17 protein-coding genes and 1 pseudogene are annotated in these 24795 nt (G+C 66.6%); 9 read left to right on the plus strand and 9 right to left on the minus strand.

The window, feature by feature from the left end; all coding sequences use genetic code 11:
* The first annotated feature begins 127 nt into the window (after window positions 1-127).
* The 6 genes from AOK08_RS09610 to AOK08_RS09635 are packed head-to-tail and all read left to right on the plus strand — an operon-like array spanning window position 128 to window position 5753.
* Window positions 128-1423 carry a substrate-binding protein gene (locus AOK08_RS09610; protein WP_055525055.1) on the plus strand — a complete coding sequence of 432 codons (1296 nt, stop codon included), beginning with the start codon at window positions 128-130 and terminating at the stop codon, window positions 1421-1423.
* On the plus strand, window positions 1420-2280 hold the full coding sequence (locus tag AOK08_RS09615) for a branched-chain amino acid ABC transporter permease (protein ID WP_055525056.1): 861 nt from the start codon (window positions 1420-1422) through the stop codon (window positions 2278-2280). The genes AOK08_RS09610 and AOK08_RS09615 overlap by 4 nt, the downstream gene beginning before the upstream one ends.
* Window positions 2280-3317: a branched-chain amino acid ABC transporter permease gene (locus tag AOK08_RS09620; protein WP_055525057.1), complete on the plus strand. Its 1038-nt coding sequence runs from the start codon at window positions 2280-2282 to the stop codon at window positions 3315-3317. The genes AOK08_RS09615 and AOK08_RS09620 overlap by 1 nt, the downstream gene beginning before the upstream one ends.
* A gap of 5 nt (window positions 3318-3322) precedes the next feature.
* The gene (locus AOK08_RS09625; protein WP_107100904.1) at window positions 3323-4039 is read left to right on the plus strand and encodes an ATP-binding cassette domain-containing protein; all 717 of its coding nucleotides are present in this window, start codon (window positions 3323-3325) and stop codon (window positions 4037-4039) included.
* Complete coding sequence (locus AOK08_RS09630; protein ID WP_055525059.1) at window positions 4039-4740, plus strand: ABC transporter ATP-binding protein; 702 nt, start codon at window positions 4039-4041, stop codon at window positions 4738-4740. The genes AOK08_RS09625 and AOK08_RS09630 overlap by 1 nt, the downstream gene beginning before the upstream one ends.
* 2 nt (window positions 4741-4742) lie before the next feature.
* Window positions 4743-5753 (plus strand): asparaginase, encoded by a 1011-nt coding sequence (locus tag AOK08_RS09635; protein WP_055525060.1) that lies wholly within the window; start codon window positions 4743-4745, stop codon window positions 5751-5753.
* A 190-nt stretch (window positions 5754-5943) separates the two neighbouring features.
* Here AOK08_RS09635 and AOK08_RS09640 read toward each other — a convergent pair whose 3' ends face one another.
* The 3 genes and pseudogenes from AOK08_RS09640 to AOK08_RS09650 form a co-directional block, all read right to left on the minus strand.
* The gene (locus AOK08_RS09640; RefSeq protein ID WP_055525061.1) at window positions 5944-6798 is read right to left on the minus strand and encodes a helix-turn-helix domain-containing protein; all 855 of its coding nucleotides are present in this window, start codon (window positions 6796-6798) and stop codon (window positions 5944-5946) included.
* 25 nt (window positions 6799-6823) lie between these two features.
* Complete coding sequence (locus tag AOK08_RS09645) at window positions 6824-7354, minus strand: DUF6879 family protein (protein ID WP_055525062.1); 531 nt, start codon at window positions 7352-7354, stop codon at window positions 6824-6826.
* Window positions 7323-7587 (minus strand): annotated as a pseudogene (locus AOK08_RS09650) (hypothetical protein). The gene AOK08_RS09645 and the pseudogene AOK08_RS09650 overlap by 32 nt, the downstream one beginning before the upstream one ends.
* A gap of 232 nt (window positions 7588-7819) precedes the next feature.
* On the opposite strand from AOK08_RS09650, the gene AOK08_RS09655 reads away from it, so the two are divergent.
* Together AOK08_RS09655 and AOK08_RS09660 are read left to right on the plus strand one after the other, a co-directional pair.
* Window positions 7820-8215, plus strand: coding sequence for a DUF6415 family natural product biosynthesis protein (locus AOK08_RS09655; RefSeq protein ID WP_055525063.1), 396 nt, complete (start codon window positions 7820-7822; stop codon window positions 8213-8215).
* Window positions 8212-8394, plus strand: a complete 183-nt coding sequence (locus tag AOK08_RS09660; RefSeq protein ID WP_055525064.1) for a hypothetical protein — start codon at window positions 8212-8214, stop codon at window positions 8392-8394. The genes AOK08_RS09655 and AOK08_RS09660 overlap by 4 nt, the downstream gene beginning before the upstream one ends.
* 370 nt (window positions 8395-8764) lie before the next feature.
* Here the strand turns inward: AOK08_RS09660 and AOK08_RS45630 are convergent, their stop codons facing one another.
* From AOK08_RS45630 to AOK08_RS09685, 6 genes are all read right to left on the minus strand, one after another.
* Window positions 8765-9121 carry a hypothetical protein gene (locus AOK08_RS45630; RefSeq protein WP_157876625.1) on the minus strand — a complete coding sequence of 119 codons (357 nt, stop codon included), beginning with the start codon at window positions 9119-9121 and terminating at the stop codon, window positions 8765-8767.
* Window positions 9122-9198: 77 nt separating this feature from the next.
* Window positions 9199-9561: a hypothetical protein gene (locus AOK08_RS09665; RefSeq protein WP_157876626.1), complete on the minus strand. Its 363-nt coding sequence runs from the start codon at window positions 9559-9561 to the stop codon at window positions 9199-9201.
* A 74-nt stretch (window positions 9562-9635) separates the two neighbouring features.
* Complete coding sequence (locus AOK08_RS45635; RefSeq protein WP_157876627.1) at window positions 9636-10118, minus strand: hypothetical protein; 483 nt, start codon at window positions 10116-10118, stop codon at window positions 9636-9638.
* A gap of 717 nt (window positions 10119-10835) precedes the next feature.
* Window positions 10836-17492 carry an RHS repeat-associated core domain-containing protein gene (locus tag AOK08_RS09675; protein ID WP_241826895.1) on the minus strand — a complete coding sequence of 2219 codons (6657 nt, stop codon included), beginning with the start codon at window positions 17490-17492 and terminating at the stop codon, window positions 10836-10838.
* 152 nt (window positions 17493-17644) lie between these two features.
* Window positions 17645-21193 (minus strand): laminin G domain-containing protein, encoded by a 3549-nt coding sequence (locus AOK08_RS09680; RefSeq protein ID WP_241826896.1) that lies wholly within the window; start codon window positions 21191-21193, stop codon window positions 17645-17647.
* A 1259-nt stretch (window positions 21194-22452) separates the two neighbouring features.
* Complete coding sequence (locus AOK08_RS09685) at window positions 22453-23187, minus strand: hypothetical protein (protein WP_241826897.1); 735 nt, start codon at window positions 23185-23187, stop codon at window positions 22453-22455.
* 290 nt (window positions 23188-23477) lie between these two features.
* Between AOK08_RS09685 and AOK08_RS09690 the strand changes: the two genes are divergently transcribed.
* Window positions 23478-24791: an ABC transporter substrate-binding protein gene (locus AOK08_RS09690; RefSeq protein ID WP_055525069.1), complete on the plus strand. Its 1314-nt coding sequence runs from the start codon at window positions 23478-23480 to the stop codon at window positions 24789-24791.
* Window positions 24792-24795 lie beyond the last annotated feature (4 nt).

Consider the following 24795-nt stretch of genomic DNA (forward strand, 5'->3'; position numbering starts at 1 on the left):
CTACACCAGCGGGTCATCGCCCGCACCGTAACAAATCGACACAAGCAAGAGCGTAATCTCCCCTCCCCTCCTCTTCTCCCCCCCCTCTTCTCCCCTCTCGGCTGGACCAGACCCCAAGGAAAATCCCATGGCAAGTTCGTCATCGCGCGGCCTCGGCCGGCGTTCCTTCCTCCAGAGTTCTGTCCTGGCGGCCCTCGGCGCGAGCGCTGCGGTTCCGCTGCTCGGCGCGTGCGCGCCGAAGTCGTCCTCGTCCCCGAGCGCGTCGGGCAAGACGACCGACCCGATCAAGGTGGGCGTCATCTCGCCCCTGAGCGGTGCGTGGACGGTGTACGGCAAGGCCCATATCGCCGGGTTCAAGCTCGCCGTCGACGAGATCAACGCGGCCGGAGGCACCCTCGGGCGCAAGTGGCAGATCGTACAGGCGGACTCGCAGACGCAGCCGCAGGTGGTGACCGAGCAGGCGAACCGGCTGATTCGCGAGGAGAACGTCGCGTTCCTCGCGGGTACCTTCAGCAGCGCGGAGCGGAACGCCGCCGGGCCTGTGGTGACCGCGGCCGACAAGCTGCTTCTGTATCCCACCTTCTACGAGGGCCAGAGCCAGAAGTACTACCCGGGTGTCTGTAATCCGAACATCTTCATGTTCGGCCCCGAACCGTCGGAGCAGGTCTGGCCGCACATGGACTACATCGTCAAGAAGCACGGCGGGAAGTTCTTCATGGTGGGATCGGACTACGTCTGGCCCAGAGAGACGAACCGGCTGACGAAGCAGAAGCTCACGGAGCTGGGTGGCAAGGTCGTCGGCGAGGTCTACATCCCGTTCAACACCCCGCAGTACGGTTCCGTCCTCTCCCAGATCAAGAGTTCGGGCGCGGACGTCATCTTCCTCACCCTCACCGGTTCGGACACCGTGAACTTCCGTCGCCAGCTGGCCGCGGCCGGTATGAAGAAGGACTTCATCGTCTGGACGGTGGACGACGAGGAAGCCGCCACGTCCGGCATCGGCCCCGAGGCGACAGCCGGTGACTACGTCAGCTTCGACTACTTCTGGTCCATCGACACCCCGAACAACGCGGCGTTCCGCAAGAAGGTGCGAGCCGCGTCCGGCAACGTGCTGATGGACACGGTGGGGGTGGCCATGTACAACGCCGCGCACATGGCGGCGAAGGCCATCGAGCTGGCCGGAGACGTCAGCACTGACGGAATCCGCGAAAAGCTCGGCGGCCTGACCTTCGACAAGGCACCCCAGGGATCGATCACCATGCGGGCCGAGGACCACCAGGCCGTGCTGCCGTCCTACCTCGTCAAGGTACGGCCGAACTGGACCGGCACCGACGACATGTTCGAGGTCGTCCACAAGGTCGCGTCGGTGACGCCCACCCCCGCGGCATGCGACAGCCTGCCCCTCAAGGCGAAGCAGTCATGACGCAGGTCCTTTCGGTTGCGCTCGACGCCATCAGTTCGAGCCTTGTGCTCGCGCTGGTGGCCTTGGGCCTGGCCGTGGTGTTCGGTCTGGTCCGAGTGATCAACATGGGCCACGGGGCCATGCTCGCCCTCGGCGCCTACATCACCTGGACGCTGGTGCAGCACGGCCTGCCGTTCGTCGTGTGCGTCATCGCGTCGGCCCTGCTGGTCGGGGTGTTCGGGCTGGTCTTCGAGATCGTTCTGATCCGGCACTTCTACGACAAGCAGTTCGAGACCCTGCTCATCACCTGGGCCTTCTACCTCGTCGCGACTCAGCTGATCAAGGTGTTCTGGGGGACCGACCTGCACAGCGTGGCGAATCCGATCCGGGGGACGATCAGCATCGGGGGCGCGGTGATCGGACGCTACGTGGCTGTCGTGTCCCTGGTGTCGATCCTGCTGTTCGCGGCGGCCGCCTGGGTCATGTACCGCACGAACGTCGGAATCCGGGTGCGGGCCATGATCCAGAACCGGGAGATGGCGATGATGCTGGGGGTCAGGGCCTCGGCGATGTACCGCGCGATCTTCACCCTGGGAGCGATGCTCGCCGGACTCGCGGGGGGACTCATCTCGCCGATGTTCAGCGTCGAGCCCGACATGGGGACCCTCTGGCTGGTGCGCAGCTTCTTCGTGGTGACCGTGGGCGGCCTCGGATCACTGGTGGGCGGCACCCTCGCCGGCAGTGCGCTGATGGGCGGCGCGACAACGCTCGTGTCCCTGGTGGCCCAGCAGGTGTTCGCGCAGACGGTCGTCTTCGCGCTCGCCGTGATCGCCCTGCGATTCCGCCCGGCGGGCATCCTGGGAAAGAAGGCCGCGTGATGTCCGACGACCTTGGCGGGACGCGTATCGAGTCCGTCCGCCGCCATCCGGCAGCCGCCGCGGCGCGCAGATGGGCCTCGGGCGAGAACATCGCCGCATCGGTGGTCTTCGTCGCCTTGTTCTACGTGCCCTACGTGTTCGCGGGCTACCCCGTGTTCGTGCTCCCGCAGTACATGCTCTTCGGAATTCTGGCGATGAGCCTGTGCCTGCTGTGGGGTCTGGGCGGAATGGTCAGTTTCGGCCAGGCGGCCTTCTTCATTGTGGGCGCCTACTCCATGGGCATCGCGGTACATGACATCGCGGGCGCTCTCGGGCCCTGGGCCGGAATCGGTCTCGGGGTCGCCATCGCGGCTGCCGCCGCGGCGGCCGTGGGCTACTTCCTCTTCAGCGCCCGCGTCCGGGACTCCTATTTCGTGCTCGTCACTCTGGCCATCTCGACGATCGCCCAGGTCGTCGCGAACACGGCGTCGGGAGTGACCGGCGGCTTCAACGGAATGTTCGTCCCCAAGGTCGCTCTCGACCTGCCCGGGCTCGCGTTGTCCCTGCAGAGCGACCTCACCGCGTACTACGTCGTCTTCCTCCTGACCCTGGTGACGTACGTCGGCCTTCGCACACTGCAGCGGTCGGCCTTCGGCAAGATCCTCGTGAGCATCCGCGAGAACGAGGAACGCACGGAGTCACTGGGATACAACACCGCGCTGCGCAAGACGATCGCCTTCGCCATCTCCGGAGGAGTCGCGGCCCTGGCCGGGGCGTTCTACGCGACCGACGCGGGGTTCGTGTCACCGGATCTTGGCGGAGTGCTGTTCTCGACCAACGTCGTGGTCTGGGTGGCGATCGGCGGCAGGCAGTACTTCCTCGGGGCGATCGTCGGGGCGATCGGGATCTCGGCCCTGTCGAATCAACTCAACGCGTGGATCCCCACGTACTGGCAACTCTTGCTGGGACTGCTCTTCTTCGTCGTCATCGCCTTCTTCCGGCGTGGCCTGGTGGGGACACTCCTGGCGATCCGTCCATCGATGAGGAGGGCCCAGTGACCGCCATGCTCGAAGTCCGCGGGATCTCGAAGCGGTTCGGCGGCGTGCAGGCGAACACCGATGTGGGCCTCGCCCTCCCGGAGTCCGCGATCAGATGCGTCATCGGCCCCAACGGGGCAGGGAAGTCGACGCTGGTCAGCATGTTGTCCGGCCATGTCAGGCCCGACCGGGGCACGATCCGCCTGCGCGGAAAGGACATCACCAGCTGGCCCGCCCACCGTGTGGCCTCGGCCGGCATGGTGCGAAAGTTCCAGCGACCGTCCTTCTACCCCGATCTGACCGTCCGCCAGAACCTGGAGATCGCCGTCCTCGGCAGCGGCCTGCGGCGACGAGCCCTCGCCGTACGCGTGCAGGAGGTCGCCGAGAGCGTCCGCCTCGGCGACGCGCTCGACGATCCGGCGGCCCACCTGCCCCACGGCCGCACCCAATGGCTGGAAATCGGACTGGTCATCGGCCGGCGGGCGCAGATCATGCTGCTCGACGAGCCCACAGCCGGTATGACCCCCGGCGAGACGATGATGACGGCCGGCCTCGTACGCGAACTCGTCGACACCCAGGGCGTCGCCGCGATCGTGGTCGAGCACGACATGGGTTTCGTACGCGCCCTGGAGGCCGAGGTCACGGTGCTGCACCTCGGCCGGGTCATCGCCGAGGGCCCGATGTCGGACATCGAGCAGAACGCTCAGGTCCGTGCTGTCTATCTCGGCGAGGAGGTGGCCTGATGCTCGACGTACGTGACGTCGTGGCCGGATACGGCGACGGGACCGTCCTGCACGGACTCTCGTTGTCCGTCCAGCGCGGCGAGATCGTGGGAATCCTGGGGCGCAACGGGATGGGCAAGACCAGCCTGATCCGCGCCGTGGCCGGTCTGCTTCGCATCCGTGAAGGCACCATCCGGTTCGACGACATCGACCTCAGCCGCGCTCCGGCCCATGCCCGTGCTCACCACGGCATCGCTGTCGTACCGCAAGGGCGTGGTGTCTTCCCGGATCTGACGGTCGACGAGAACCTCCAGCTCGGGAGGATGGCAGCCGGCAAACGAAGCCGTCCCGGACGGCTGCGGGAGGTACTCGAGTACTTCCCCCGGCTGGGCGAGCGGGGCTCCCAGGCGGCCGGCACGCTGAGCGGCGGAGAACAGCAGATGCTCGCCATCGGCCGGGCGTTGATGTCCGAACCGCAGCTGCTCCTGCTCGATGAGCCCTCGGACGGGATCATGCCCGTACTCGTACAGCAGATCGCCCAGAACATCGTGGACATCAACCGGAACGAGGGACTGACAACGGTGGTCGTGGAGCAGAACGTGCCGATGGTACGGAGCATGGCCGGGCGCTGCCTCCTGCTGGAAGGCGGTCAGGTGATCGCGGAAGGCCTGCTCGACGCCCTGGCGGACAGCGGCCGGCTCGAACAGCATCTCGGGGTCTGACCATGGGATCGACTCGTGTCGCGCTGCTCGGCACCGGTGGCACGATCGCCTCCGCGTCGGGGGCGGACGGTCAGCTGGTCGCCCGGCGCTCGGTCGCGGAACTGCTCGACGGATGCGACATACCGGCGGGTGTCTCGGTCGAGCCGGCTGTCGACCTCGAACGGATCAACAGCTGGGACATGGACCCGCGAAGGATGTGGCTCCTGGCCGCCCGCATCGAGGAGGCCCTGACCGACCCCGAGGTGGCCGGGATCGTGATCACCCACGGCACCGACACCATGGAGGAAACGGCGTTCGCGGTCGACCTGGCAACCGCCACCGACAAGCCCATAGTCTTCGCATCGGCGATGCGCAGCGCCGACTCGACCTCGCCCGACGGGCCGCGCAACCTCTCCAACGCCGTGGCGGCCGCGGCGAGTCCGAAACTGCGGGGCCTCGGGGTTCTCGTCAACACGTCCGACGAACTGCACGCGGCACGGTGGATCCGCAAGGTCCACACGCATCACGTCAACGCGTTCTCGTCGCCGGCCTTCGGCCCGGTCGCCACCTTCGATCCCGCCGGCGGACTACGCCTGGTGCACCACAGGATCGCCCGCTGGGCACCGACCTGGCCGCTCGACCCCGACGTCCAGGTGGCCGCCATGACTCCGTACACGGGGTTCGCCCCCGACCTCATGCGGACAGTAATCGAACACACGGGAGCCCGCGGCCTCGTACTCGAAGGCTTCGGCCTCGGAAACCTGCCGGGAGGACTGGCGAGCGTGGTCGGCGAACTGACCGAGAGAGGTGTGCTCGTGGTCATCGCGTCGCGTGTCATGGCGGGCGGCACGTTCCCGGTCTACGGCGGAGACGGGGGCGGCGCGGGGCTGGCGAGTGCGGGTGCGCTCTTCGCCGGCGAGCTGTCGGCCGCGAAGGCACGACTCCTCCTCATGCGCTGCCTCTCCGGCACGTCCACGAAGACAGCCCGCACGAGACTGCTGGACGCCCTCGACGTTCTTGCCGGAGGTTGCTAGAGGCTGTTGGGCGGAGGCGCCCACCGACGTCCTGGGCACCTCGCCCTTACCTGTACGAGGACGAGGTCGACCCCGACCTGATGAAAGCGGGCAGGGAGACGGGTGCCGTCGCCCTGTTCGCCCGCTGAACAACACTGCGCCCCTGCACGGTCATGACGGCCGTGCAAGGGCGCTTCGGCATGCCCGGGGGTCAGTTCAGTGCCTCGATGGCCTTGAGGATCAGGGCGCGTGCATCCGCCCCGTACACGGCCATGCTGCGCATCTGCTCGAACGCCTTGAGGTACAGGGCGATCTCCGATGGCTGAGTGATCTTCACTCGGGCGGATACCAGTTCCACGGAGACAAGGGTGTCGTCGTAGACATGGAAGGTCTCGCGCGGCCACTGGCCTCGTTCCTGCGCGGCCGTGGGGATGATGCCGAGCGACACCTGCGGCATCGCTCCGGCGGTGAGCAGGTAGCCCAACTGTGCGGCCATCGCGTCGGTGTCCGCGATCTGGTAGTGCAGCGCCGCCTCCTCGACGAGGAACACAAACCGATGCCCTGGCTCATGGATCACGCGTGACCGGTCGACCCTCGCTCGCGCGGCCTCTGCGCTGTCGTCGACCGGAAGGTCCCGGAATCGGGCGCTGATACCGAGGATCCCGGCCGCGTACCCCTCGGTCTGGAGCAGGCCCGGCACGAGGGACGAGGAGTAGACGCGGAAGAGCCGCGTGTCGTGGAAGAACTGGACAGCGCTGTCCTGGAGTTGCTTCAGGCCGCTGCGTACCTGGTCGCGCCACTCTGTGTACATCGACTCGGCATGCAGGGACTGCACGATCAAGTCTTCTGCCTGGTCCTGTGCCCCGGCAGCGCGGCACCACAGCCGGATGTCGGTCGCCGACGGCGCGGTGCGCGCGTTTTCGATACGCGACGTTTTCGCGTGGTGCCAACTGCACCGACTGGCCAGCTCGGTGACTGTCAGTCCCGCCCCCTTGCGAAGGTCGCGCAGTCGCTGGGCAACGACTTCGCGCGCGGCCTGGGCCGACGAGGACGGGGAGAAGGGCATGAGCTGGCCTGTCCGGTGCTTCCTGTCAGTGGATCTCGTACTCGCGGTGCGGGACGGCACGCCCCCACACAGCCTCGAATGCCTCGGCGCACAGCTTCGCGGCGGCCCGATCGTCTGAGACCTCGCCGCCAGCCGATGTGCCGTCCCCTGTGAAGTGGTTCCAGTAGACCCACTGCTCGTCGAACAGCCAGAAGTCGTTGCCGGGCAGAGCGATGTCGGACGCTCGGCGGCGCGGCAGCCACCGCACGTCCTCGCCCGCGGCGACGTTGGTGAACGTGCCGTCGTACAGGAACCGGGTGTACTCACTGACAGGTTCGGACACGATCCGGGCCCGGCGTACGACGACGCCACGGGCCACGGTGTCCTCAATCAGGTCAAGCCACGGCCGCCACCAGGAGCCGCGGTCTGCCGGGTCGTGGCGGTATCCGTTCCTCCGGTCCGCGAACGGGCCTTGCTCGTAGTGGACGGCGTAGGTGTCGCGCATCTCCAAGTGGATGGCGGAGTGCCGGCTGCGGGCGAGCAGATCAGTGAACGTCGCCGGTGTGCTCGACGGCATCGCACGCCTCCCTGATCATGTCCACCATCCTGGCCGGGATACGGATCACTGCCTCGTGGTCCGGGATCCCCTTGGAGTGACCGGGCACCTCGAAGGCAGCGCACTCGGCTTCGAGTTCCGCGTCAGGCTTGTACCCCTGGAAGACGAGTTCCTTCTTCTCCTGGTCGACCCACACGGTCGGGCTCTCGTGGTCTCCCGTGTGTGGGGTCGATTCCGATGAACAGTAGCGGCATGGCAGCCTCCCGCATCGTCATGTGCAGTTCTGTGCAACAGGTTCGGAGGCCTGAGTGAGCTGGTCAAGATGGCAAACCGGCCACTACTCCTGCGTATGGGCAGTGCGCGCACAGATCTGCACAAAGCTGGATCGTGTGCACGCTGCGCTCCTAGCGTCGGCAGTTACGGCAAGACCTCGGCGAGTCGGTCAGGACTCCCGGGGCGTGGCCGACACCGAGAAGGAGCGTCGACATGAGGCGAGTTACAGCCTCACCATCAACCGCTGAACAGCAGGATTCCCGCCCGCCCGACATCGCCACGATGCGCGAGAGCGCCTGTCGCCTCCTCACCCAGGACGCTGAACCACCCACCGCCGAAGAGCTGGACACGCTCACCCTCACGCTGCGCGGACACATCCAACTGCTCATCCCCGAGGTGGCAACGGCGGCGGCACGAGAGCCGAAGGACAGCATCCCCCGCTACTGCGCCCTCGCCTGTATCGGCGAGGCGCGCAACAAACTGCGCCTGAACGGAGACGGCACGCTCCCCATCCGCCTCTCCGCCGCCCGCAAGCTCGCCCGCGTCGTCAACGCCCTGTGCGACCACCACGAGAACCTGAACGGCGTACACCCGGCGGCCGGCCGATGAGCGGCACCGACACCTCGGAAGAGACAGGCCTGTCCGCCGAGTGCACGGTCGCCCTGCGGCCCGAGTACACCCACATGCACGGCTGGTGCCGCCAGACCGAGGACATCCCCCTGCCGCACAGCACGGGCATCCTCCTCATCGCCCGCTGCCGCTGCACCTGCCACCAGGGAGAACGATGACCACACCGACGTCGTACCTGCTGCAAATGCCGACCACACCACCCAAGCCCACACCAGGCTGCGCGGTCTGCGCGAGCCTGGACAGGCAGCGGACACAGGCCCGGGCCTCAGGCGACTACTCACGGGAGTCCGACTGCAACGTGCGCATGCGCGCCCACACGTGCCGGGAGACGCCCACTCCTTACTGAACTCCCGCCCGGCCCATGCCCCGTGAGCACCTGGAGGCGGGCGGGACCAGGCCCCGGCCGGAGCGCGTCTCCCGGCCGGGGCCGCTGAATGTGCGGGCCAACCTGGTGGAGCGCAGACCGGCCTGAGTGGAGCGCAGGAGTGAAGGCCCCATATGACTGGCCAGAAGCACGTCGGCGCGGACCTACTGAGCGCTCATGACTTCCTGACCAGGGCCGAGCAGTTGACTGAGGACGACAGCGAATGAGACACATGATCGTCCACACTCGTCCGAGTACCGGCCGAGCCAACGATTGCCGAGGAAGCCAAGCCCATCGGCGCAGTTGCTGATCGCCGGGTACAGCTCCGAGAGCAGGAGGGCGGCTGATTTCGGAATGACCTCGGCCGTGCGCCACCGCTGCCCGAGCCGGTCGATCTGCCTGCACAGCTCGTCCAGCGCGAGCTGATCGAACCCGTCGTTCAGGCGCAGGGGACCAATGAATCCCTCAGCAGCGTCAAATTTCGCCACAGCAGCACCGAAACTTGGCCATTCGCCGACCATCTTCCCAGATTTCCAGGTACGAATCTCAGAGAAACGGCTCACCCGTCGCGAAAAGGTCCAGATCTGCAGTCGTACCACTATCCGCGTCGCCGCTCCAGATAGTCCGCGGCCCATCCAATGAACCCGTCATCGTCATCGACCACGCACGGCCAGTGTTCGCACATCGCAGCCACGACGACATCCGCCACTTCTACCGCCCGATAATCGATGATAAAAGCGCTCCATCTCCCGATGAGCCCCTCCATGACGGCGAGCTCATCCGGCTCACATTCTCTCTCCAACTCGCCCGCCAAGTCCGGCGCGACCCAGGCAGTAGACCCTGCGTGCGACACCGCAATCCGCCCCTCCCAGAATTCTGTACTGATTCCACGGGCGAGCAGCTGACCCTGAACCCCTTCGATGACCACATCGCGTGGCGCATATACGATCAATGAATTCATAGCCCAACCACACCCACCCAACCGATGCCCACGTACGCAAGGGCACCATGGATCCGATTCGACACGCACCGAGCTCAGGGCAGCAATCCCTCGTAACTGCGGAGGAATTGCGCACCGACTTCTCGGATCTCCGCATCGCGACTCCGGCCAGCCTGACTGATCACTTCACCGAGAGTAGGCCAGGCTTCAATATACGCCAGCATATCGGCCAACATGAGGTAATCCTCGGCGTCACCGTCGGACAGCTCACGCAACACGACGTCACTGAGTACCGGTACCTCGATGTCACAACGTGCCGACCACAGTGCTTCTTTGGCGGATTGCGCCCATCCAGCCGAAAGACACAGATCGACCAGCAGTTCCAGCAGTCCTGGAACGTCTCCGGGCAGCAGTCGAAGGAAGGTGAGAGCGGTTGAGCGTTCCCAAGGCGAGGGAGATTCGATTCCCCGCTCAATCAATTCGTTACGCATCGGCAGCCGGTTGATTTCCGCTCGAATTCGAGCAGCCTCCATCTCCACCGCCACCAGTGATTCCCATTTCTCGTCTGCCGAAGACACTTGTCATTTTCCAATCTTCACGCCTATATTTTCCCACTCCATTCCGTCAACGCCACATCAAACAGAATCCGACCAACCACACTCGGCCCGCTCGAGTCCGCGGTCACCACGCGACCGGAGAGGGTCCATGAAAACTGCATGACCTGAGGCTACAGGGTGCCACCAACGCAGCCGAGCCAGATAGATACACACCCTCGCCCATTGCGGCGTCGGCACCGAAGCCAATCGAGATAATATGGCGCCAGCCCCCGCCCCGCCCTACCGGATATCTGATCAGGAGAACATCCGTAGCCAGATACGGTGCGCACGACACTCGCCAGAAATACCAAACCGATGCGATCGCCCGACAAGCGCTTCCCGCCCATCACTCATCTTCGCGTACGTACGAAACGCGCTTCCCTTCATATCCGTCCCAATAGATCCAGATTCTTCCGCATCCAGGGCACAGGAAGACAGGCCTCGCCGCTTGCTGCAGCCCTGTGAAGTCTTCTGATTCCCAGAATCCTTCAAGCTCCTGATCCGATACAAGATGCCACTCAAGTGGGTTAGGAATCGCCCCACTCATGGTAATCATTTCACCACAACGGCACCGAAACTTGGCCATTTATTGATCCCCCTTCCAGATCGCGGGTCCGAATCCCAGGCTACACGGTTTACTCGCAGCGAGTCCCCACACCGACGCAGGCACCTATTTCTGTCTCACTTGGCGATCACGGTCTACTGAATCACAAAAATACCACTAAGCGGAGGCGACGTACCCGGTCGAGAATTAACTCGATTCAGCAAGCTGTTGACATCCACATCACCGGCTCTGACAGGAGAGTTCTTCAGATTCAGAATAACGTACCCCCCGTCAACCTGGTTCCGTTTCTTTGATATGGCTCCAGATATTCTGTCCATATTTCCAGACGACGGACTGTAGATATCACCCTGAACCCCGTTGATCAGGACGTCTGAAGTATCAATTCCTCTCGTTCCACCATCTCCCGGAGGATCTCGGAGAACCACTTTGTTCCCTTGGGAAGCTACTTCTTGAGCGGCATAAATCTCGTCATCCGTAGCTTTTTCTGCCTCGTTGATAAATTCGCCGGAACTGGAACCCCCTGACCCCCCAGAATTCCCCTCTGCCTCGCTGAACGCCTTCCCCAGCCCGTCATTGATACGCCCGATCCCGTCCGCCGTGCCGGCGGCGCCGACGCCGATCAGGCCTGCGCCTCCGGCGGCGATGGGGGCGCCGGCGATGCAGCCGACGCCGGTGAGGCAGATGGCGGCGCCGCCGGCGATGGCATCGCCGCCGAGGTTGATGAGGGCTATGCTCCCGGCGGTTTCCGCGGAGCCCCACCAGACGTCGGGCTGGGAGAAGATCGCGGAGCCGTAATCGACGACGGCATTCGCCGCATTCGACAGCCAGCCCCCGTCGGAGCCACCGCCACTCGACTTGCTGCTGGTCTTGCCGGTGCTGCTCGTGCTGGCCGTGCCGCCGATGGAGGGAACCTCACCGGAGGTCTCAGCCGTGCCGTCCGGTTTCGAGGCGTAGCAGTAGATGGCGGGGTCGCTGCACTTGTCCCCTGCGTGGCCGCACTTGAGGCCGCCGCACGGATCGGTGCCGGCCGGATCAGCGAGGGTGGCCGGGTTGTCGTTGCCGTAGGTGTAGCCGTTGAGGGACTGCTGCTCGGCCAGGTTCAGGACTGGGTCGACGCTGATGAACCGCCCGGTGGACGGGTCGTATTCGCGGGCGCCGAGGTGAGTGAGGCCGGTGCCGCGGTCGGCGGAGGCGCCGAGGAACGCCTTGTCGTCGGGCCAGGTACCGGTGCCGCCGCGTGGGGCGCCGAACACGGTGGTGTACCGCTTGGTGACGGCCTGCGTCGTGGCATCCACGGCGAGATCGCTGGTTCCGTGCTGGTCGGCCGCGAGCCAGGTCAGTGTCGAGGTCCCTGACCTGTTGCTGCGCAGAGCAATGGCCGAGCCGCCGGCGGTGTAGTACCGCTGAGCCCAGTACTTGGGGGTCGATGTCGAGGTGTCGAGGTGGACCTCGGTGCCGCCGTCCAGGTAGAGGACGGTCTCTCCGCCGGCGTTGCGGCGGATCAGGAGGTCACCATCCGCGTCGTAGACATGGCTGGTGGTGGCCTTGACCGTGCCGGAGCCGGTCTTCTCGGTGAGGGTGTCGAGCCGGCCTTCGGGAGTCCAGGTGAGGGTCTGCGTATCGGAGCCGTTGGGCCGGCCGGTCGTGTTGCCGGTCGCGTCGTAGGAGTAGGCCGCGGTGACTCCCGAGCACGAGGTCGCCGATGTGGTGGCGTTCAGTGCGTGGGGCCGGGTCGCGCTGTAGCAGTAAGTATTGGTGCTGTTGCCTGCTGACCTGTGGGTGGTGTCGGTGGTACGCAGGCCACTGCCGGTGTAGGCGTACGAGCTCCAGTAGGGGGCGGCGCCGCCGAGGTTCGCGGTGGTACGGCCCGACACCGAGCAGTCGTCGGTGGACGGGGTCCAGGCCTCGGTCAGACGTTGGTGGCCGTCGTAGGTGAAGCACTGGTAGTCGGCCTTGCCAGTGGCGCCGAGCGTGGCTGGGTCGGTGATGGAGGTGACGTTGCCCGCGTCGTCGTAGCTGTAGTTCAGCTTTTGCAGTGGGTTGATGTCGGTCTGGTCCGTGACGGTCGATTGATCGAGTCGACCGGTGCCCTCTTCCCAGACGTTGGTGATGTAGGCCTTCTTGGTACCGGCGGCCGAGGACGTGCCGAGGATGAGCTGTTCGGTCTGGCCGATGGCGGAGTAGGCGGCCCCGAGGAGATAGTCGCTGGCGCCGCTCACGGTGGTGGGCAGGCCGACGCTGTTGTGGCCGGTGTTGACGGTTTCCGCGGCAAGACCGCCGGCCGCCGGTTCGGAAACGAACTGCTGGGTGCCGTCGAGGTTGTAGAAGGTCGAGGACGTCGTCGTCTCCGCCACGGCACCGAGGGTGACCAGGGGGTCGGTCTTCGGCAGGACCAGTTGGGTGGTGGTCGGCCGGTACAGGCTGTCGTAGGCGGTGACTCTCCTGGTGTAGGCCTTGCCGGCCACTCCCCCGACATAGCTGGTCGCGGAGTCCAACTGCCCCTTGACCAGGCTGTCGTAGGCCCAGTGGGCGAGTTTGTCGGCGTCGGCCTTGGAGGTCTGCCACTCGTCCGTCGTGCGGCCGAGTACGTCGTACCCGTAGAGCAGGGTGGTGTTGCGGGCATCGGTCGTGGTGGCGATCTGGTCCAGGTCGGTGTACGAGGTGGTCGTCTTCCCCTCGTCCGGGTCTGTCGCCGTGACCTGGCGGCCGAACAGGTCGTAGGTGTAGGACCACTTGGTTCCGTCGGTCCCGGTGATGGTGTCCGGTTTGCCGTCACGGGTGTAGCTGTACTTCGTCGACGTGTGGGTGGCGCCGACGCCGGCACCGTAGGCGGTGTCGGCGGGGTCTGTGCCCGAGTACTCGCGGCGTTCGGTGGTTCGGCCGAAGACGTCGGTGATGGTGCGGACGGCTGAACCGCCGGCCGGCGCGGTGGTGGCGGTGGAGTCCCCGGTGTAGCCGGTGGTGGTGGACCATTTCTTGTCGCCGTAGACGTACAGGGTGCTGGTGGTCGGACGTTCCACGCCGTCGAAGACGATGTCGGTCTGCTTCGGTGCGCCGCCGTATTTGACCTGGGCATACGCGCCCGAAGGGGTGGCGTCGGAGTTGTAGACGTCGGCGTACGTTTCGTAGGCCAGGCCGCGGCTGTCGTAGCGGGTGTCGGTCAGCAGCCGTCCGTCGTTCGCGGCCGGGGACTGGGTCTGCAGCGGCCTCAGCAGCGAGTCATAGATCGTGTAGGTGGTGTTGTAGACCCCGTCACCGCGGATCGTCGAGGTGGACGACCAGGACGGAGCTTTGTTGCTGACGGCGTAGGCGTAGGTGTAGTTGGCTCCGAATCCAGCGGAGCGGGCACGGTTGGGCAGCCAGACAGCCGTCGCGCGGCCCAGTGCGTCGTATGTGGACTCGGTCAGTTTGGTGTTGATGTCATAGGACTTGACGGTCGAACCGCGGGCGTAGTCGAGGTAGGTGTAGCTCTTCTGGCCCTTGGGGTCGGTGACCGTGATCTTGGTCAGTGGACCGGTGGCGATCGGGGTGTAGAGGGTGCTGGTCACCTGTCCTGCCGTGTCGGTCACGGTCAGGGGCCGGCCCAGAGTGTCGTAGGTGGTCCTCGCGACGGACTGCCAGGAAGCCGGGTATCGCTCGCCGTTGGTGGCCGAGGCCGGATAGGCGGATGCGCGGCCGGTCCAGCTCGCGTCCCCCAGTGTCGGTGTCTGCGAGGCGGTCCAGGCGGTGGCGGCGGTGTCATCGTAGACGGTCGCCGTGTCGGAGAGCACGTCTCCGCGAGAGCTGGACGAGGCCGGCAGGCTCAGGTCGGTCTCAGCGGTTGAGCAGGCCCTGCCCACAACACGGGTGCGCGACACCAGGGAGTTGATGCCCAGGGCGGCATTGCGGGCGTACCAGGTACGGGCACAGGTCTCGTCACCCGTGACAGCCGTGTCACCCGCGTCGTACACGCTGGTCGGCATGCCATAGCTGTCGAAGGTGGTGGTGACACTGCGGGTGCGCCAGGCGGCGGCGGTCGGCAGGTAGGTCGAGGTCTGCGTCTTGTAGGTACGGACGAAGTAGGCCTCGATATTGGCGTACGACTTCTGCTGACTCGCGGTGCGACTGGACCACGGGTCGTTGACCGTGACCGTGACCGGTGTCGCGCCGTTGTAGGTGATCTGTTCGCGGGTGAAACCGGAGAAGCGGTCGCTGTCGGTCTGGTCGGCCACGCTCAGGCCGGTAAAGCCAGTACCGGGGACGGAGACGGAGCGGGTCGTGCCGTCCTTCTGTTTGTCGCCGTCCATGCCTTGCATGTACACGGACACGGTCTTGGACTGGGTTTCGGTGGATGAGCCTTTGAGGGCCGTGACGGTGCGGTAGCCGCGCCAGTCAGACCATGTGCGTTCATCGGCCGGGGTCAGCGGATCGTTGTCGTAGTGCCAGGCCGGGCCCGAGTAGCTGTAGTGGTTTTCCGTCGTCTGGCCGTGCCCAGTGGGGTCGGAGGTGATGACGTCCAGCACCCGGTACTTGTTGAACCAGTCGAGGGACGCCTCGGTGGCGCCGTTGATGTGCCAGTAGACCGGGTAGCAGCTTTTCGTGTCGTTGTCCTCGGACGACGGCATGTTCGAGCCGCGTACGCACTCCGGGTCCGACAGTGTCACGGTGGTGACCGCGCCGGTCTCGGAGGTGACGGTCGCGATACGGGGCCGGTTCAGCGGCAGGATGTTGTCCGCGGCGGAGTCGACCCGGTTCTCCCGCATCTGGTAGGTGAACGTCACCGGATCCAGGGAGATGGCGGTGCCGTTCTTGCCGGTGTGCTGGACGCTCTTGAGGACGAGGCTCTGGTCGGTGCTGTTGCCGATGTCCCCGGGGTCCAGGAACTGTTGGGTCAGTGCCCAGGAGTCGACGGCCGTGTAGGCGCTGGAGGCGGCCGACCACGCATAGGTGTCGACGCTGGTCAGTCGCTTGCGGGTGAAGAAGTCCGGACCGCTGGCGTTGCAGTCCGCGCCGGAGGCACAGATGGAGTCGAAGGGAACGTCGGGCCAGTTGGAGGCGGTGGAGGAGGTCAGCGAGGAGCAGTCGGACGCCGTGCACCGCTCGTCGTAGCCGAAGGTGACCTCGTCCGAGGCGGTGCCGGTGCCGGTGAACAGGGTGTCCTTGTTCTGCCCGTAGAGGATCTTGGTGAGGTAGCCGCCCCGCGTGTACTGGGCGGTGCCGGTCGACGCGCCGTTCTTGCCGTAGTAGTTGGTCTCCGCGGTGTACCAGTACGACATCGCGTTGCCGTGCGGGTCCACCACGTAGTCCAGGTTCCAGCGCCAGGCCTGAGCCAGGGAACGGTCGGCGAAGGTGGACCCCTGGTCGTAGCCGGGCTCACCGGGATCGTCGCCGAACACCGGCACGGTCCATACGGAGTTGGTGCGCTGAGTGTCCGCGCCCGGCAGCTTGTTCAGGCCGAAGACGTACTTGGTGCCGTCGCCGGTGGTGACGGTCCAGTACTCGCCGTCGTTGTCGCCGTTGTCGGCGCCGGTGGAGTGGGTGACGGTCGAGGCGTCGTCGTCCTTGAGGTGCCAGGCTCCGGTGGTGTCGTCCTTGACCAGCTCGGTGGACCTGCCGTTCAGTACCAGTGAGGCGTTGTCGTACTTCCAGCACTGGTCGTACTTGCCCTTCTGGCCGTCGTCGTCGCACGAGGCGTAGGACCGCTCGACGTAGGAGGACGCCACGTCGTCGAAGCCCTCGCCGACAACGCTTCCCTGGTTGTTCGTCGACGCGGTCCTGCCGTCGACACTCCCGGAGTCGTACGACAGCGACAGGTCGGGCGACGGGCCGGCGGCGGCCGGCGGGGTGGCCATGGGATACGACCAGGTGAACGCGCCCGAGGAACTTCCCGCCTCCCAGCTCGAGGAGGCCGAGAGCTTGTCGGCCGCGTAGTCGCCGGCGCCGGACGCCGACGCCCCGCCTGCGGCGGTGGCGGCCAGCACCGTGGCCGAGCCGGTCGTGGCGGCGGCCATCAGGGAGGTGCGCGGCGCCGAGCGTGAGGCCCGCTCCGTATCGGTGTCCCGGCCGGCCTTGCCCAGGTCGACCTTGGCCGTGAGCGTCTGATCGCCGAAGTTGTTGTGCGAGCCGAGCGGAGTCTGCGTCCGGCATGCGGCCTTCTGCGGGGTGATCAGGACGCAAGCGGGCAGTCGGACCAGGCGCAGGCGGCCCGACCAGTCGCCGCCATAGGCGGAGGCGAACGCCGAGTAGCCAACGCTGACCTGCGCGGAGCCCGGCTCCGTGGCCAGTGCCGTCAGCAGTACGCCTCTGATGCCCGCTGCTCGCGCCTGCTGCTGTCCGAGAACCCGTACCCGCACCTGACCTGCCGCAGGGTTGGTCCCGCGGGCGGGCGTGACCGTGACCGGCAGTCCTCCCGCCGTCAGCTTCGCGGTGCCGTGCCCCGGTATCCGCCCGGTCGCCGTTGAGGCGGCGGGCCAGGCGCTGTGCTGCTGGGCACGTGCTCGTTCGGCCTGGGCCGCGTTGGCGGCCTTGGTTCTCGCGACCTCTGCTCTGGCCTTGTTCGCGCCGAGGCCGATGTTCGTCCGCACCTTGTCGACTCGCTGCTTGGGCACGGCCGGCCTACCCGGGCCGCCACCAGCGGCATGAGCAGCCGGTGCCGCCAGTCCCGCCGAGGCGGCCAGGGCCAGGCACACCGCCGCGACGACCGGTGCCCGCCGACCACGTGCGTCCCGCTCCGAAACCGGTGCCCGCCAGGGCAGGAGCACACCGCGAGTCAGGGCACCGCGGATCCAGCGGGCTTTCGTACCGGAACTCATGACGGGACCTCCATGCGATCAAGCTGTGGGACTCTGCCGCGTACACGTTCCGGGACCGCCCGGAGACGCCAAAGGGTCAAGAAGCGAAGGTGACTTGGGAGCGAAATCCGGTAGTGCGGACTGTCCTGTCACCCCATCGGGCGTCCCCCGGGTCAGTTGTCGACGGTGTTGCTGACCTGTTGCTGGTCGGCCATGGCGCCGGTCCAGAGCCTGATGTCGGTGATCTTTCCGAGCAGGTAATGGCCCCACGTTCCACCGACGTATCCCTCACCGGCCGCGAAGTCGCCGAGTCCAGCAGCCGCGGTGTAGGGGTGGGTTACCTCGGCGTCGTTCTCCTCGGGCCCGAGGTAGAAGTGGATCGTGCCGGACGGGGCGTCGTAGGTTCCGGTCAGCCGTACCGCGCTGCCAAGTGCCGCGGCCTCGTCGGAGACCACTCCGTCGAAACTGCCGTCCTTGTTCAGCCGGCCGAAGTACCACTTGCCGGCCGGGACGGTGGTGTCGGTGTCCGGGTCGAGGTCGGTGCCGGTCAGCTGGAACCAGAAGCCCCAGGCGGAGCCGTCAGTGCTGCGCTGGCCAATGACCTGGCCGGTGTAACCGACCGGCTTGGACACCAGCGCGTCCCTGTCCACGTCCACCAACGTGGTGGCGGTGAACGAGGCCGTGTCGTCGAGTACCGGGCCAGGGGCTGTGGCGGCGGCGTCCGCTCCTTTCAGGACAAGGGCCTGGCCGTCGAGTGAGGCACCACCGGACAGCGTGAGGGCACGGCCGTATCCGGACGTGGTGTCCGCCAGCGTGGTGCCACTGGCTCCGTTCGGCTTCCAAGCACCCATCAGCTCTACGCCGTTCGCGCCGTTGGCGTCGGGCAATCGGTCCTCGGTGGCGACCTCGTCGTCCGTCAGGACGCGCTGCCAGACGGCCACTTCGTCGACCCGACCCCGCCAGTAGTTCACGTAGCTGCCCGGGGTGAAACCGGCCCGGCCGAACTGCAGAGCGCCGTCACTGACCGTGGCGCCCGACGTGCTGGGCAGCGTGACCGGCGAGCCCTGCGGGCGGCCGTTCACGTACAGGGAGATGGTGCGGTCCTGGGAGTTGTAGACGCCGGTCAGATGCGTCCACACCTTTAGCGGCACGGGCACGCCGGCCGCGTCGGAATTCGCGCCCAGATACTTGCGCACCCCGTTCTCGTACCAGCTCCACAGAAACACCCAGCGCTGGATGCCCGACGAGTAGTACAGGGTGAAACCGGAGCCGTCGCTGCCCGTCTCCGACATCACCGTGCGGGCGTCGGACTCGTCCGAGAGGTAGGCCCAGGCCGAAACGGTGAACGAGGACTGGGTGTTGACCACCGGAGCGGCGGTGGCCGCGTATCCGGACTGGCGGGTCGTGTCGGAGGTGTCGTTCAGCCACAGCGACCGGTCCCCTTCGCCCCGGCGTGCCAGAGACGACCAGCCCGCGCCTCCGGTGAAGAGGGTCGCCGGGTGTCGGCTGCTTCCCTCCGTTGCCGTGTCCGCGGCCGTGGTCACCGTGGAGCCCGGTGCCGCGTCGTCGAAGTGCCAGCGCCCGATCGCCGTCTTCCCCTCGGCGACGTTGAACGTCGCGAACGCCGTATATCCCCAGCGTCCCGCACTGTCCTGCGCCTTCACCTGAAGCTGCTGGGTGCCCGCCAACGGAGGGGTGACCTCCACGGTGACCTTGTTGCCGAGGATCGGCTTCGACCAGGAGGTGGAGGTCGCCAGCCTGTACTCGTAGGCGGTGTTGGTCTCTCCGGGGGCCGGCGAGAAAGAGAACTGACCAGGAGTCCCGGGACCCCCACCGGGGGCGCACGGGTTGGCCGTGCACGCGTACGGGCTGCCGATGGTCACCGTGGGGGGCTTCGGGGCGGTGGTGTCCACCTTGAAGTAGCACCAGTCCTTGAGGGTGGTCACCGTGCTGTGCGACTCGAGATAGTCAGCGCCGCTGTTGTAGTAGGAGCGGCTGAACACCGCCAGCCTGTACGTCGGTCCCTCGGACAGCGTGACCGGTGACGGGTAGGTGAGCACCGTTCCGTTGCCGACGAAGCCGCTCGTGGGCCGCACCGGCTCGGTCGCCGTCGACCAACTGCCGTCGCTGTTCTGCTTCTGCATGTAGAAGTGAGCACGAAGGCTTGCTCCGCTTCCGCCGCCGGTCGCCGTCCACACCGTGGCGGTCAGGCTCGGCGTGGGATCGGCGATCACGTCCGGGGCGCCGGAGTTGGTCTCACAGCTGATACCGCTGCCCTCGGCGATGCCCGCCTTGGTCGGCACCGCCGGCAGCCCCACATAGGTCACCGACAGCGTCGCGTCGTCCCTGAACCGCTTCCAGGCACTGGTGTCGTTCTCGTCCCGGGCCATCAGCAGCAACGTCAACCGGGAGAACTTACCCGCCGCGAGGTCGCCCACCGCGGACGTCAGCTTCGAACCGCTGAACTCGGTCGGCGCCGGCGGCTGCGATGGATCACACAGGGAGCTGCGGCCCGCCGACACGTCGCGGCTGGCCATCGTGCCCAGGTACGCGGGACGGTTCGACCAGGTGGTCGACGACGAGATGTTGCCGGTGCGGTCCAGGTCGACCCAGCGCGCATCACAGGTGAACGACCAGCTCTCGGTCGCCCGGAACGTCGCCGACAGCACCTTCTTGCCCGCCAGACCACTCGGCGCGAACTGGAAGTACAAGCGCTCCGTGTACCCGGGACCGCAGAAGAAACCGTTCCAGGAGGAGCAGTGCCCCATTCCCTTGCCCTCGTTGTTGCTGCCGTTGTCCCAGTTGAAGTCGGTGACACCGTCCGAGCGCAGATACGTGTGGGCCGTCTGGTCCAGACCGACGCTGGGATCGATGTAGAGGGGGTAGGCGCTGCTGTCGCTGTTGGCCAGCATGCCCGAGTCCGGCACCACGGCCAGCGAGTTCGTGCCGACCTGAACGGGCAGCACCGCCGATGCGTCGCCGTCGCCCGGCCCCGCCGTACCGTCCGCAGACGCTCCGGTGGAGGGGTCCGCGGTGGCTGACGCGGCGGGGGCGCTCGCCTGCGTGACCAGGCTCGTCCGCTCCAACTGGGTGGACGTACCGGAAGCGGTCGCGTCACCCTTCGAGTCCCACATGAGTGCCGCCGGAGCGGAGAAGACCGGGCGCGCATCGTCGTCCACGGCGGTCATCCCGCCGCCGCTCGTCGGCGCAACCGTCAGCCCGTCCGACCGCAGCGAGAAGGCGACCTTCTTCAGCTCCGGATCCGCGGCCGCCTGCGGGGTCTTCACCACCAGCAGCTCACGGAAGCCCTCGGTCGTCGCCGTCATGCGCAGATCCACACCGGGCAGCACATCGGCGTACACCGCACTCGCACCGTCCAGCGTCGGCTTCGGCAGCTTCCCCTGCCAGCCCAGCCGCAAGGACCTGCCGTCCCGGGCGATGTCCACCAGCCCCGACCCGTCACCGCCGTCGGAAAACGTCAGATCCACCACGGCCGCCTTCGGCCCGACCGTCCCGTCCGACCGCACTTCGAGGTTCGGATCGGGAGCCGCCCAGGAGTTGTCGCCCTGGCTTACGCGCACCGGTGCGGTCGACTGGTCCACCCTGAAGGTCGTGCCGTCGGGGTTGGCGTACGTCGTCGTGTACTCCGTACGGTCGCCGGTGACCTCCACCGGAGTGCCGCTCGCCGCCGCTTTCTGCGAGGCGGCCACCTCCGGAGACATCGATGTCGCGCTGGCGGTACCGGTGTCCTGGCCACCGGCAGCAGCCGCATGGGCGGCAGCCGTCGCGACAGGCTGAATCAACAGGACGAACGCGGCCAGCCACGCCGTACGCGACGACCGCACACGTCTACCGCCCGAACCCTCCACAGCCCACCCCCGACATACTTGACGAACCGATCACAAAACCCTTGGTGCCGGAAAGTCTGTTCGAGGCGCTTCACCCGAAGAGCAATGGTCCGTCCAAGATCAGGCGATCAGTCGCCCGAGCCCAGGCAAAAAATCTTGCCGTTCACTTCAATGACAGGTCCCGGACACTACCCAGCCCCCACAAACCGACACCCGTCGACACATAGACGCCTTCGCACCGCCTGGGACGCGCCCGCTGGTGCTACCCGCCATCGACGCTCTCGCCGGTCCCACCAACGCCGCGACGGGCACTGCCGCCCTGTTCGCTTGCGGATGTCATCGAGGTCCGAACCCACCTCGTCCTCGTCAATGCGGGCCGTCGCGCGCTCGTCGAGCTGTCGCACGACCGCCTCGGGCGAGTGGACGCGGGCCTTCAACTGCCCCGGCCGGGGCCGCTCCCTGTCGTGAGCGTCTGCCCCTCAAGCCACCAGCGAACAGGCCAGCGACCACCAAAGACGAAAAGGCCACTCGATCCACGAGGGGCTGACCAGCTGTCACCAGGTGAAAACGTTCCTGCACCAAGGACACCGAGGTGGGCCGGTGGGACTCGAACCCACGGCCGACGGATTATGAGTCCTTTGAGGATCTTGGTAGCCCTTGCCGATCAGTGCCGATTCACGCCGTTCTTGCAGGTCAGACGTACTGATCAGTGTCAGCCCCGTGCAGTGCTTGTCGGTCTGATCCTGCCCTTGCGGCCCCTCAATAGCCCCTGGGGGTCGATGAGTTGGACGCACACCACAGCAGCAGCCGCGTCCGCCCGGTTCAGCCGAGGGGATAGAACCCTCGCACAGCGGAGTCCCCGAACGACGCGATGATGCCCCTTCCGGGTACCGGGGTGGGACATCATCCCTGACATCAAGAGGCGACCCCAGCCACCGGACCGCGTATGGACCTGGGTCGCAGCGTGCCGATCGGATCCACCGAGAACGACCAGGATCACGGCCTGGCGGGACCCAACGATGTCGAGTTCCAGGGGTTCGGAGATCTCGCTTCGAGGTCTTGGTGACGCGCTCCGTCCGCGATGTGGCGGCCTTCGGCGCACTCATCGACGACACATGGCCGCGCGAACCCCTCTACGCCGGTTCGGTGAACTGGTCGAACATCATCACGGCGGAGCGGGTGGCGAGGGACCAGCGGTCGTCTCCTTCCGGGTCCTCCAGGTGGGGGTGTCCGGCGATCCAGCGCATGTGGAAGCCGTCGAGCAGGGCGGCGATGGTGGTGGCCATGTGTTCGACCTTGTAAGGCGCGCGCATGCGCAGCCCGTAGACGTCCAGCAGCATCTGGTACGCCTCGCAGGCGACCTCGGTGAACGACTCGCCGTAGTGCCCCAGGGCGTCGCGGACGCGGGGGTTGGAGGCGCTGGCGTAGAAGCCGAGCAGCACGCGGTAGATCGGGTCCACGCGGTGGTTCTCGTGGTTGTCCGTCAGAACGTCGTTGAGAGCGTCCTGCCAGGTCGTCCCGTTGTCGACCGCCCTCTTGAAACGACGGATGCTCTCCTCCAGCCCCGGGACCAGTTTGGCCTGTCGGCCGGTGAGGTGGAAGAGGAGATCCGCCTGGAAGTCGGCCTGCGCGGGCCAGATCTGGTAGATGGATCCGGTCGTGATCGCCGGCGCCGTGTCGTCGCCCAGCCTCTCCCGCATGATGCGGGTGGCTTCCTCGGTGACCCGCTTGACGCGGACATGGGCAAGGGCCGCGGAGACGGCCGCCTCGCTCGTGTCGGAGGTGCCGGCGCAGACGAGCTCGGTGGCCGCTTCCAGCATGAGGTCCCGGGTCTCTTCAGGTGAGCGCCGAGGGAGCCTGCGTCTCACCGCGCGCTCCGTCATGTCCTTCCCCTCCCAATGCGTGATCGTGAATTCGGTGTGAACCAGGGCGTTGACAGGGCGCCAGAGTACACCTAGATTCCCGATCCGTAAGAAAGTTACGGAACTCGGAAACCTCCGATCACCTGGCCTTTCGAAGTTCCTCGGGCTGGTCCGAGGCACCGGTCATCCCGGTGCGCCCGCCTGCCTTCTTCCTGCCTTTCTCCGCCTTCCCTGCTCTCCCCGCATGCCGTGCCGGGCAACGCCGCCCTGCCGTTTCCGATCCTGGAGGATCCCGCATGCCCACAAACTCACGTCCCCTGAGAATCGGCCTCGTCTCCGCCGCCATGGCGCCCCTGCTGGGCATCGCCGCATGCGGCGGATCGGGCGTCAGCGCATCCTCGTCCACCGGCACTTCCGGGGGTGGCGCCGCCGCGAAAGCGGACTCACGCCGGGCCAGTGACGTCGTGACCGACTACCTCGCCTACGTCGGTGGAAAGGCGGGCAAGGCCGACGCCGGCCTCGCCCCGGTCACCCTGGGCTGGGTGAACGTCGAGGGCGGCCCCGGCGGCAACCCCGAAGCCACCCTGGGTGCCCGCGCCGCCGTGAAGTACGTCAACGACACGTTGGGCGGTATCGGCGGGCACCCGCTGAAGCTGAACGTCTGCGCCGTGGTGTCCGCCGAGGAGGAGGGGCAGAAGTGCGGCCAGCAACTGCTCGGCGACAAGGAAGTCTCCGCCATCGGCGCGGGCAACCTCTACCTCGGGGATGCCTCCTTCAACTCCGTGATCGCGGGGAAGAAGCCCGTACTGGTCGGAGTGGCGACGGGCCCGACCATGCCCACCGCGAAGAACACCTTCAGCACGTTCGGCGACCTGCCGCACATCTTCGGCACCTGGGGCACGTACGCCCGTGACGTGCTGAAGGCGAAGACCGCGGCGGTGATCCACACGAACACGCCCGGCGACAAGATCGCCTCCGGGGCGGCGGTGAAGGGCCTGGAAGCGGCCGGCCTGAAGGTGAAGTCCGTCGGATTCGACGCGCAGTCCACCGACCTGATCGGCCCGGTCACCGCGGCCGGGGCGAACACCTCGGATGTTGTGGTGCCCATCTCCGTCGGTGGCGGATGCGTCGGGATCGCCAAGGCACTGAAGCAGCTCAATGTCACCAAGCCGGTGGTCTCCACGCCGCTGTGCATGTCCCCCGATGTCGCCCAGGGGCTCGGCGGGGACCTGCCCACCTGGACGTACGGCGTCGCCCAGACGCTGCCGATGGACTCCTCGGCCGCCGACTCCAAGGCGTTCCTGAAGGCCTCGGCAGAGGCCGGGCTGGGCAAGGACGACCAGTCCAAGGTGTTCGCGCCGCTGGGCTGGAGCACTGTCCTGACGTACGCGAAGGTGCTCAACGCCATCGGCCCGGACAAGATCACTCCCGAGTCGGTGACCGAGCAGCTCAAGAAGTTCCCCGGGCCGGTCATCATGGGCGCCGCCGAGGTCAAGTGCGGCAAGTACCCGGACGCCCCCGCCGTCTGCAACGACCAGGCGAGGTTCTACCAGTACGAGGGCAAGGGCCAGTTCAAGCCCCTGACCGACTGGATCCGCCCGCCCCGGTGAGCCC

Origin of the sequence: Streptomyces graminilatus (assembly GCF_001418565.1) — a bacterium.
Classification (GTDB): Bacteria; Actinomycetota; Actinomycetes; order Streptomycetales; family Streptomycetaceae; genus Streptomyces; species Streptomyces graminilatus.